The sequence below is a fragment of the Nonomuraea sp. NPDC049714 genome, from assembly GCF_044465295.1.
GTDB lineage: Bacteria > Actinomycetota > Actinomycetes > Streptosporangiales > Streptosporangiaceae > Nonomuraea.
In genome coordinates, this window is the sequence record NZ_JBITLM010000013.1 from 1 (window position 1) to 10,961 (window position 10,961).

The following is a 10,961-nucleotide window of genomic DNA, read 5'->3' on the forward strand; positions in this document are numbered from 1 at the left end:
GCCATGACCACCTCCTCATTAGGGAAGTAGCCAGCCTGCCGGGTCCACCGCCCAGAGATCAATTACCCGACCGACGTTGAGTGACAGGCCACTAGGCGTGACGGGGACGGCATCACAGGCCCCGAGGCCGGCCCGTACCGGGACGGCGCCGAGCGCGCGGGAACTCATCGCCGGGCAGGCCGCCGAGACGGTCGACCCGCCTCCGTCGGTGACCGCCTCGCTGCCGTATCTCGCCGCCCTGCACACCGCCGCCACGGTTCCGGGCGGCGGGGCGGGGACAGGCGGGAGCCCGAGCCAGGGACCCGCTCGCCCTGTCGGCCCGGGACCGCCGGGCGGCGATGACCCTTCCGTACGGCTGCCGGAGCCGGTGCCCGTCCGGTTGCGCGCGGGCATCGGCCACCGCAGGTCGGCCCCAGCCGGATTCGAGCCGGCGCCCATCCCCTCAGACGTGTTCGCGGGCATCCTCGCAGCTGGGGCAGGTGGCTACCCGGGAGATCTGGAGGGCACGCCCGAAGGGCCGGTCACCTGCGCGCTGTACGCGTGGGCGCTGCGGGTGGACGGCGTGCCGCCGGGCGGCTACCGATACGACCCGGGGAGCCGCCGGCTCGGCGTCGCCGTACCGTGGCAGGGACTCGACGAGATCGCCGGGCGGGTGCGGCCGCTCACCGCGCTCGCCCTTCGCGAGGCGGCGGCGGTGATCCTCCCGGTCGGCGACCCCCTCGAAGGCGTCGCGAGGTTCGGCGACATGTGGTGCCGCCTCCAGATGATCGAGTCCGGGGTTCTCGTCCACCGCGCCACCCTCGCCGCTACCGCGCTCGGGCTCGCGGCCCGAATCCACTCCGACGTCTGCGGCGAGGCGACGGACACGACACTCGGACTGCGCGGGGCGGGCCGTCGCAGCCTCAGTGCCCTGCTCGTGGGCAGATCTCCGCGCCGCGCCCCCGTCCGATGGGACCTGTGGCCGGTCGCCGACCGGTACAGGCCCACCTGACACTTCCCCACACTTCCCACGCCGGCCGCGTGGGAGCGCCGATCGAGAGGAGAGCGCATGCAACGAGCCCCGCCGGGCCTGTCCTGAAGTGTCTCGAGTGAGCTCCCGTTCCGGTACAGGCCCAACGACCAGGAGGTATTCATGCAGGAAAGTTCCCTGTTCGACCTGTCGGCTCTGACCGTCGAGTCGATCAGCGTGATGGCGGCCGCGCCCATCGAAGGTGTCAGCGAAGGCCATGGCATGACCGAGCTCAGCGCGAGCAGGCCGTGCACATGCGCCTGTGCGTGCCCCTGTAACAGCTCGCCGAGTTTCGTCGAAGACGACGTTCTCTAGTTTCTGGCAACTGCCGGTCACCAGGTGACCGCGGGCGGCGTCCGGGTGTCTCCGGTGCATCGGGGACGCCCGGACGTCGCGAACGACGGGTGAGGGAGGGGTTGTCTTGACGCTCGGCTCGGGAGCGCGGGGGCCGCGAGGCGAGGGATACGCGGCGGGCGCGGTGTTCGGTGTGCGCGTCGCCGGCATCCCGGTGGAGCGCGTGGCCGCCCTCCGCTTCCGCCGTACGTGGTCGCGGGTGGACGAGGTGATCCGGCTGGACGGGCAGGTGGCGGCCGAGGGCGCGCGCCTCGCGGACATCCTGCACGAGCTGATCGGACGTGAGGTGATCGCGGCGGGGCGGCGACCGGAACTCAAACCGGCCCTCGTCGCCCTTCGACGTGATCTTTTCGCCGGGCGCAGGCCCCGGCCCCGCGTCTGGACCCCGGTGATCGTCGATTTCCTCCCTGGGCCGGTGGCCGGGCGGGTGTCCACCTGGCTCGACGATCTCGATCGGCTGACCCGGGCGCGGTCGGGGATCTCCGGGCTGCTGGATCGGGAACTCGCCGAGAAGACGGCCGTGCTGCGCGATGCCACCCGGCTCTTCGAGTTCCGGCAAGGCCTGGCGCAGAGCAGCCCGGACCTGTCGCAGCGCCTGGACGCGTGGCTGGACGCGCCGGGCGATGTCGCGCCCACCCGGCAGACGCTGCTCCGGCTCGCCAAGTACCTCGCACGGGCCGCCATGAAGACCAGCCCGTACGCGACATTCACCGCCAGCGGCCTGGGACAGTGGCGGGCCGACGGCGCCTCCGCCGTGTTCTCCGACGAACTCCCGACGTCGGGGGTCGCCGAACCGGATCGGTTGCTCCTGCACGCCTTCTGGCAGTGGTCGGCACGGCTGCCGGGACTGCGGGACGGCGTCGCACTGCGGGTCAACTCGACTGCCGTCGAGGAGGACGGCCGCGTCTGGTTCCTCGGCCACCGCCCCGCCGAACCCATCAACTCGGTCCCGGCGAGCGAATCCCTGCGCGCGGTCCTCGATCTCATCCGGTCCGTCCCCGGCGCCACGCGCGGCGAGGTGGCCGGAAGGCTGATCTCCCGCGACGCTGCCGAGCACGTCGACGACCTGCTCGGCACGCTGATCGACAGTGGCCTGGTGGAGCAGCGCACCCCCTTCTCCGATCAGGCCGCCGACGCACTGCCCAAGCTGATCGACTGGCTTGAGCGGGCGCCTTCGGCGTCGACCGGCGATCAACCGCGGGCGCTGGAGTCGCTGAGGGCGATCGCCGAGGCGGTGGACGCGTACGCGCGCCAACCGGACGGAGGGAAACGCCGCTGGCGAGCGGGCGTCGACCGGCTGGCCGAACGGATGGCGCCCGACGCACGACCGCCCGGGCCCGGCCTGCCATCCCGCCGCCTCGTGCACGAGAGCTACGTGCTCACGGGTCCGGTCGTGAGCTGGCCGAGCGAGAGCCTGCGGCAGGTGCACGACGATATGGACCGCGTCCGCCGCTTCCTCGCGCTGCTCGATCTGAGCCTTCCGCTGAAGATCGCCCTCGCCGACTACTTCCTCCTGGCGTACGGGCCGGGTGGCTCGGTGCCCTTTCTCACGTTCTACCGGCACGTCCACGACATGGGGCCGCTGGCCGGCAGCGCCGCGGGGCTCGCGGTCCGGAGATTCCTCGGCCAGGGGGGCGACGCGGCCAGTGGCCGTTCCGGCCTCGGCCCGCGTGTGGCGCGGCTCCGCGAGCTTCGCCGTACGGCATGGGACTTCCTGCACGCGGCCCAGGAGAAGGCCGGCGAGGGGAACCCGCTGCCGCCGCGGTCGCTGGATGAGCTGGCCTGCTGGCCGGGCTTCATCCGCCCGACCGCGTCGATATCGGTATACGGGCAGCTGATGACGGCGCCCGAGGGGCCGCGGCTGGTCGTCAACTCGGTGTTGGCGGGGCCGTGCAGAGGTGTGGGGAGGATACGGCATCTGCTGACGACCGCGGGCGATCGGGCTCCTGACCCCGTTCCGTGTGACGGGGATACGACGCTCGCGGAGATTCGCATCGATCACGGCAGTAATCTCGACCTCCATCCGCGAGTGTTGCCGGTCATCGACTACCCCTTCACCGGCGGGGACGACGCCGAGGCGGTGATCCCGCCGACCAGTCTGCGCGTCGAGTACGACCCGGACCACGAGCTGCTGGTGCTGCGCGGTACCGATGGCTCGGCGATCCGTCCGGTGCATCTGGGGCTGACCTCCGAGATGTTCCTCCCGCCCGCGCAGTCGTTCCTGATCCGCGGCTTCGGTGGCAACCCGACCGTGATGATGCCCGGCTGGGCCTTGCGAGGCGGTTTGAAACCCCTGGCGTCCATCGCCGTGGAGCACTCGCCGCGGCTCACGATCGGCGCCGTGGTGCTGGCGCGGGAGCGCTGGCGCATGCGCGCGGGGGAGTTCCCGGCGCCGGGCAAGGGCGAGGATCGGGGCGTCTACCTGGTTCGGCTGGCGCGATGGCTCGATGGGCACGGGATACCGCGCGAGTTCTTCGCCCGGGTCGTGAGCGTGCGCGACGGCGCCGGTTCGCTCGGCAAGAGCAGAAAACCTGTGTACGTCGACGTGACCAACTGGTTCCTGCTCCAGGACTTCGTTCGAGTGCTCGACGATGCGGATCGTCTCGTGGTGCTGGAGGAGGCGCTTCCGGCCATGCCGGACCTTCCCCGGTACGGCGATCACGGCTCGCGCGTCACGGAGTACATCTTCGATCTGACGAAAAGGTGAAGGATATGTCCGTCCGCACGGATTCCGCGTGGCACAGCGCGCACGTCTACTACCACGACAAGGACAAGTCCGGGCTGCTGGTCGGCGCCGTGGCGCCCCTGCTCGACGGATTGGCGGAGGTGACGGAGGCGGTCTTCGTCGCCCCGCACTGGCGCCAGGGGCCGCACCTTCGGATCAACGCCCGCGCGCGTGACCACGACTGGTTCGAGGTGATCCGCCCGGCGATCGAGGAAACGATCGGGGCCTATCTGCGGGAGCATCCGTCCACGACCCGGCTCGACGAGCGGGCCCTGCTCCCGGAGCACCGGCTACTCGCCGAGCGGGAGCAGGAGATCGGGCCGCTGACCCCGTGGCGCCCCAACAACACGATCGACTTTCCGCCGTTCCAGTCCCGTCGGCATGCGGTGGGGGGAGACCAGGAGGTGGCGGATCTGATCATGGGCTTCTCCATCGAGAGCAACAAGCTCTATTTGGATATGTCACGTCATATCCGGGAGGGGAGGGATCGTCTCGACCTGCTCATGCTGACCTTGATGTTCACCACCGCCCACGCCGTGGGCGGGCTGCGGCGCAACGTCGGGTCCTTCCGCGCACACTCCGAAGGCTTCCTCGACGCGTGCGGCCGGCCCGACATCTGGCGGTCGGCGTTCGAGGCGAAGTACCGCGAACATCGTGACCTGGTCGTCGGCCGCATGCGCGCCGTCGCCCGCACCCTGGACGGCACCCATGATGACGCTTCCGGCGGCGCCTCGAACGGCCTCCCCGCCGAGCCGCTCCCGTTCGTCCGCGAGTGGGCCGAGCTGGTCACCCGCCACGCCGAACGCGCCGATCCGATCATCGACAGCGGCGTGCTGACCACGCTCTCCGCCGCCGACGGGGTCACCTTCGAGGCGGCGCGCCTCAGCGAGTACCTCCGCCTGGGGCTGACCAATGACGAGTTCCTGAGAAGGGGACACGGCAACCCCGCGTTCCTGCGTTACCGCGTGGTGCTGAACAACACGTACTCGTACCTGACCCGGATGGGCCTCGCGCCGCGCGAACGCGGCCTCCTGTGCTACCTGGCGGCCAACGCCATCGAGGACGTGTACGACGTGTCGGCGATCGAATTCCTGCGGAAGTTCGTCGCCGAGCACCCAGGGCCGCGCGTCGCGTCACCCCCGGAACAGCCGTGACCGAACCCTCATGGGTGAGCGCCCACGTCTTCCGGCACGACGACCTCGACGAACTTCTGCTGACCCAGGTCGCCCCCCTGATGTCCGAACTCGTGGCCGACGATCTCGTCCTCGGCTTCTTCTATCTGCGCTACTGGGAAGGCGGCCCGCACGTACGGCTCCGCATGCGGGCCGCCACCGCGCACCTCGGCGAGGTGCGCGAGCGGGTGAGCGGTCGGCTCGGCGCCTACCTTCGCGCCGAGCCGTCCCGCCACCCGATGAACCCGGCCGACTACACGCGACTCGCCGCCGACTTCGCCGCCCTTGAGGGCCATCTCGGGTATGAGCGGCGCCTGCTCCCGCCGGACACCATCCGGTTCATCCCCTACCCGCCCGAACACCTCTCCTTCGGCCACGGGGCGTCGCTGGCCTCCGTGGAACACCATTTCTGCGAATCCACGGCGGTGGCCCTCGATGTCCTGTGGGCGCCTCCACCCGAGCGCGTGTCGGCGGCGATGGTGATGACCCTGGCCGCGCTGCTGTCTCTTCCGGCCGACGCCCGCCTCCTCAAGCAGGCTGGAACGATGACGAACGGCCCCGAGCCGGACACCTCCGACGCGACGGAGGAGAAGGCGGCCTGGGCCCGCTCCCGGAACGAACTGACCGCCATGGCCGAACGGCTACGCACCGCGGACCTCTCCATCGCACCGCAGATCCCGGCGCTGGCGTGGTCACGCTCGATTCGCGCACTGCGGGACAGGCTGGCCGCCCTCCGGCTCGCCGGCGCCTTCTCCTCCGAGTTCCCCGAACCCGTCGCCCATGCGCTCGACCGCTGCCTGCATCTGCACCTCAACCGGCTGGGCATCTCGCTGACGCAGGAGGCGCGGCTGCGCCGCATGGCCGTCCTCACCCTCCGCGACCTGCGGTGACCGCCGGGGCCTGTGAACACTCTGATGGGCGTCGACCGGTCGCCGGTCACGTCCGCCTGGTCGCGGACCCGGAGCGCTTAGGCGACCTGCAAGAGGATGGGAGGTACGGTCCTAGAGAGGAGGTCACATGGCAGACGATGAGATCACGACGATCGGCGGATGCTACGTATGCAAGCGCACCTTCAGTTTCGTGCCGGAGAGCGTCACGGTGGTCTCCATCGACCCTGAGACGGGTCTTCCGCCGGGGATGACGGTGCTGGGCACCTTGCGTGAGCCGACACAGGAAGCGTCGGCCAGGGCGGTGGAGAAGGTCGTCTGCCCGGACTGCGTGAGCAGGGCGAAGCAGTTCCTGGAAGCGCCCGCTCCCCGGTTCGAGACGTGGCGGAGCGACCCTGATCGGGGCTGACGGTCACAGGTCGTCGTCGGCGAAGAAGGAGAAGGCCGCCGACAGATCGGCCGGCTCGTCCGCACCGCCGGTCAGCGGCTGCTCGGCCCAGATGACCTTGCCGCGGTGCGTGTAGCGGGTGCCCCAGCACTCGGCGATGTGCGCGACCAGGAAGAGTCCGCGCCCGCCCTCGTCCGTGGCGACCGCACGGCGTGGGCGTGGGGAGCTCTCGCTCGCGTCGGAGACCTCGCAGATCAGCATCCGGTCCAGGATCATCCGCGCCCTGATGGGTTCGCTGCCGTAGCGGATGGCGTTGGTCACCAGCTCGCTGAAGATCAGCTCGGTGTTGAAGGCGAGGTGCTCCAAGTCCCAGGCGGCCAGTTGGCCGGCGACCTCGCCGCGGACGCGGGACACCACGGCGGGGTCCGACGCCAGGTCCCAGGAGGCGACGTGGTCCGGCTCCAGCGCCCGGGTCCGGGCGACCAGCACCGTGACGTCGTCGGTGAGGTCGTCGGGCGGCACGGTGGCCAGCACGGACGTGGCGGTCTGTTCGGCCGAGCCGTTGGCCTGGCCGAGGGCCAGGCGCAGGCGTTCCGCTCCGGCGCGGGGGTCGTCGGCGAGCAGCCCCTTGGTGTACAGCACGAGCATGCTGCCCTCGGGGAGCTCCACCTCGGCCGTTTCGAAGGGGGAGCCGCCGAGCCCGAGCGGCTGCCCCGTGGGCAGGTCGAGGAACTCCACCGAGCCGTCCGGGTAGACGACGGCGGGTGGCGGATGGCCCGCGCAGGCCAGGGCGCAGCGCCGCGAGGTCGGGTCGTAGACCGCGTACGCGCAGGTCGTCCTGGTCAGGTGGCCTTCGTCGCCGCCGGCGGGGTCGGCCTCCTCATGGCTGAGGCGGCGGACCAGGTCGTCCAGGTGGTTCAGGATGTCCGCGGGCAGCATGTCGAGCGAGGCGAAGTTGCCCACGGCGGTGCGCAGGCGGCCCATGGTGGCCACACCGTGCAGGCCCCGGTCGGCGACGTCGCCCACGACCAGGGCGACCCGGGCGCCGGACAGGCAGATGACGTCGAACCAATCGTGGCCGGCCGCCTCCTGCGCGGGCAGGTAGCGGTGGGCCACGTCGATCGCGGTCTGCTCGGGCAGGCTGCGGGGCAGCATGCTCTGCTGCAGAGCCCGGACCATGGTTCGCTCCCGGGTGAAACGGCGGGCGTTGTCCACGCAGACCGCCGCGTGCCGCACCATTTCCACCGCGATGGAGACGTCGTCGTCCTCGAAGGGCCCAGAGCCTCCCAGGCGCATGAAGGTCGCCACGCCGAGGACGCGGTCGTGGGCGATCAGCGGCACGGCGATGAGCGAGCCGATTCCGTACCCGGACGGCGCGTTCTCCGGCGAGTCCGGCCACAGCACGGCCTCCCGGTCGAGGAGGCAGTCGGCCTGCGGGGAGGTCGGCAGATAGTGGACGGGTTTCCCCAAGCCGATGGGAAAAAGATTCTCTCGTACGGCGCGGGTCGCGACGCGGCGCAGGCCCGTGCCGGGGTCGGCGGGCTCCTCCCCGCGCAGGACGGACTCGTGAAGGTCGATCGTGACGTGGTCGGCCAGCCGGGGGACCGTCGCCTCGGCGAGCTCCTCGGCCGTTCGCTCCACGTCGAGCGTCCTGCCGATGTTCGTCGCGGCTTCGTACAGGAGCCTGATGCGTTTGCGGGCCGCTACGGCGAGCTTGCCGACGCCGGGCTCACCGAACAGCAACAGGCCTGGATCCGGAGACTCGTCGCCGGCGACGCTCGTGGCCGGCGAGGGCACGAGTGGTGGCGCGTTCACCAGGTCGGCCACCCCTGGGGCCGGGACGTCGGTGAGCGGCTCCCACGGGCCGTCCTGGATCCGCACCTGCGCGACGACGCCGACGACCGGGGTGGCCGACCCGGTGACTGCGGTGGGCTCGGTCGTCGGGACGGCGCGCAGCATGGCGGTTCGCCCGTGGGAGAGGGGGATCTCGATGGCCGCCCGCCGCCCGAGCGCGATCAGCCCGACGGCCTTCTCCTCCAGCAGGAAGCGGTCACCGCGCGGCAGCTCACGCAGGAGGTGACCGGCGCCTTCGGCAGGCGGCGGGCCGGTAAGCCCTCCGGCCCTGAGGTACGTCTGGAACAGGTCGCGTTCGCGCTCGCTGCTCTGCTCCAGCAGGCGCCGCTCGATGCGCTCGGCCACCTGCTGCACCAGGATGCTCATCGCCGGGTCGTCGCGCTCATTGGGGCAGACGATGCTGACGACGCCGAGGGCGTGGCCGGTGAGCGGGTCCAGGATCGGCACACCGGTGCCGGTGAAGGGCTGCACGCAGGTGGCGGGATGCTCGAAGCCGGCGACGCGGGTCAGCCGCCTCTCGCGCAGGGCGGTGCCGGTGCCGTTGGTCCCGACGGCGGACTCCGCGTACGTCGTGCCGGGGACGGCGCCTACTTTGTCGAAGTATCTCCTCATCCCGGGGTCGCTCAGGTAGCGAAGCACCAGTCTCGCCTGGTCGTCGACGAGGAGGAGGGCCGCGTCCGCGTTCTCGACGACGTGGTGCACGCGATCGAGGATCGGCCGGGCCGCCCGGACCAGGAAGGCGTTCTGGTCGATCTCCACCGGGTCGGGGAATCCGAGCTTGTCCGGGGTGCACGCGACGGCCTGACATCGCCGCCACGACCGCAAGATGACCGGACGCACACTCCGGCCCACCTGCTCACCGTGAAGGAACCGCTCGAACTCCTCCTCGGAGGGCCCCTCGCCACCTCGGATGTGTGCCACTTGGGTTACCCCCGACGCATCTCGACCGAGTGCAACTCATCCCAATCTCGACACTATATGACAAATGGTGATATTTCTCCCTTGGGTGCCGGGCGCGCGAGCTCGCCGAGCGGCGCGATCGTACGGACCCGAACCTCGAAGCAGCGGCCACCGGGCGGCTGCGCGGAGGCCGGCGAGCGAGCACGGCCGGGTCCGTCAGCGACAACCCTGCCAGGGCGTGCGCGGGCCCCACATCAGGCGGCGTGAGGCCTCGCGAATTCCCGCGCGCGAACGAACGCGTGAAAGCCCATGAATTCCGGGACCTCGTCCGGCCCGGAAAGCATGGGCTTCGCCGCGTTACTTGAGAGAGATCAGGCGGCCCTTGAACTTCGGGTGCTTGGTTTCCCAATACCGCCAGCCTTCCACCCTGGAGGGCACGTTGGCTATTCCCCGGTCGACCTCGACGTGGCGGCAGGTGCCGAGCACGCGCCAGGCCGACCAGCCGATGCGGTAACCGAGAACGCGGTACCACATGTTTCCGTACATGCCCTTGCTGATCTTCTGGGTGTACTCGTGCCCGGTGAAGACCATGTGCCGTTCTTCGAGGTGCGGAAGGCCCATCCTGCGCAGGCTGCGGACCACGTCATGGGTATCGGTCCACTGCGTCGTCCTTTCCTTCTCGGTCTCGAGGAAGGCGAGGACTTCGTGCTCCCGCGTGACCGAAACCGTCATCTCGCCACCGGGGCCGTCGATGAACCGGGTGCGGGGGACGAAGAAGTTGCGTGGTGAGAGCCTGTGGACCTTGTAGAAGTTGTGCGGACTGCAACGTCCGTCGTGGTGATGGTGGTGATGGTCGTGGTCGTGGTCATGGTCGTTATTCGCGCTCACCGGCGGGGACAGGACGGCGACCAGTGCCATCGAAAGGGTGCCGGCCATGGCGAACATGACTCGCCTCGGCGAGTGACGCGCCTTGGGTTGGGCGGGCATGGCTTTGGCTGATTTCCGGGGAATGGGCGTGGACATGTACCGTTCCTTTCGGATTGCGACCCCTGGTCGCGACTGACCCGCAGGCCGAATGCGGCCGTTACTGCCCGCTGAGCGAGCCAACGGGACCGGTACGATGCTTACAGTTGTCATGAGCCACGCCACAACGCCACGCCGCCCCGCAATTCCTGGTACAGGGAAAGAGCGGGTGAAAAATTGTCACTACGGCTTCTAGTCCGTATTGTCGCCGGTCAGGTTTCGCAGATGGCCGTCATAAATGCCGCATCGCCCTATGAAATCCGCAAAAATGCGCGCGTCGCCGTACAAAGGCGATCTGACCCCAGCGCGTGCGGAGCGGCACGGAGTTGGGAGCGTTGACGGACGCGACGCCGACGTTGGTTCTTGTTGCTCCATGTTGGGTCTTGCAAGGCCGCCACGGTGCTGGATCGTGATCCTGATAATCCGTATTAGTTCTTGACAATGCCTTCCGGTGGCGAGAGCGTGTTTCTCCGGCCGAGGCTTCTGACGACGGTCGGCCGATAACTCATCCTGTTGAGTCGTGTTCCTCTGCGAGATCGTGGCGGGCCGGATTCCGGCCGTCGTGGATGCCCGCCCTGAGTGCGCAGCGACCTCTGGTCTGTTCAATTATGTTCCCTCTTGTGTGATCCGGTGGAGTGAACTAGCTTTG

8 protein-coding genes are annotated in these 10,961 nt (G+C 69.8%); 6 read left to right on the top strand and 2 right to left on the bottom strand.

Features of this window, described 5'->3' with window-relative positions; genetic code table 11:
• Positions 1-97 precede the first annotated feature (97 nt).
• The 6 genes from ACIBQX_RS38565 (at position 98) to ACIBQX_RS38590 (ending at position 6,556) form a co-directional block, all read left to right on the top strand.
• A complete protein-coding gene (locus ACIBQX_RS38565; protein ID WP_397013493.1) occupies positions 98-991 on the top strand; it encodes a hypothetical protein in 894 nt (297 codons plus the stop codon).
• Positions 992-1,132: 141 nt separating this feature from the next.
• On the top strand, positions 1,133-1,324 hold the full coding sequence (locus ACIBQX_RS38570; RefSeq protein ID WP_397013495.1) for a thiomuracin/GE37468 family thiazolyl RiPP peptide: 192 nt from the start codon (positions 1,133-1,135) through the stop codon (positions 1,322-1,324).
• A gap of 106 nt (positions 1,325-1,430) precedes the next feature.
• Positions 1,431-4,070 carry a lantibiotic dehydratase gene (locus ACIBQX_RS38575; RefSeq protein WP_397013497.1) on the top strand — a complete coding sequence of 880 codons (2,640 nt, stop codon included), beginning with the start codon at positions 1,431-1,433 and terminating at the stop codon, positions 4,068-4,070.
• Positions 4,071-4,075: 5 nt separating this feature from the next.
• Positions 4,076-5,242, top strand: a complete 1,167-nt coding sequence (locus tag ACIBQX_RS38580) for a thiopeptide maturation pyridine synthase (RefSeq protein WP_397013499.1) — start codon at positions 4,076-4,078, stop codon at positions 5,240-5,242.
• Positions 5,239-6,150, top strand: coding sequence for a thiopeptide-type bacteriocin biosynthesis protein (locus tag ACIBQX_RS38585; protein WP_397013501.1), 912 nt, complete (start codon positions 5,239-5,241; stop codon positions 6,148-6,150). Before ACIBQX_RS38580 ends, ACIBQX_RS38585 begins: the two co-directional genes overlap by 4 nt.
• A 127-nt stretch (positions 6,151-6,277) precedes the next feature.
• Positions 6,278-6,556, top strand: coding sequence for a hypothetical protein (locus ACIBQX_RS38590; RefSeq protein WP_397013503.1), 279 nt, complete (start codon positions 6,278-6,280; stop codon positions 6,554-6,556).
• A gap of 3 nt (positions 6,557-6,559) precedes the next feature.
• Here ACIBQX_RS38590 and ACIBQX_RS38595 read toward each other — a convergent pair whose 3' ends face one another.
• The gene (locus tag ACIBQX_RS38595) at positions 6,560-9,310 is read right to left on the bottom strand and encodes a SpoIIE family protein phosphatase (protein ID WP_397013505.1); all 2,751 of its coding nucleotides are present in this window, start codon (positions 9,308-9,310) and stop codon (positions 6,560-6,562) included.
• A 336-nt stretch (positions 9,311-9,646) separates the two neighbouring features.
• Complete coding sequence (locus ACIBQX_RS38600; RefSeq protein WP_397013507.1) at positions 9,647-10,225, bottom strand: hypothetical protein; 579 nt, start codon at positions 10,223-10,225, stop codon at positions 9,647-9,649.
• Positions 10,226-10,961: the final 736 nt, after the last annotated feature.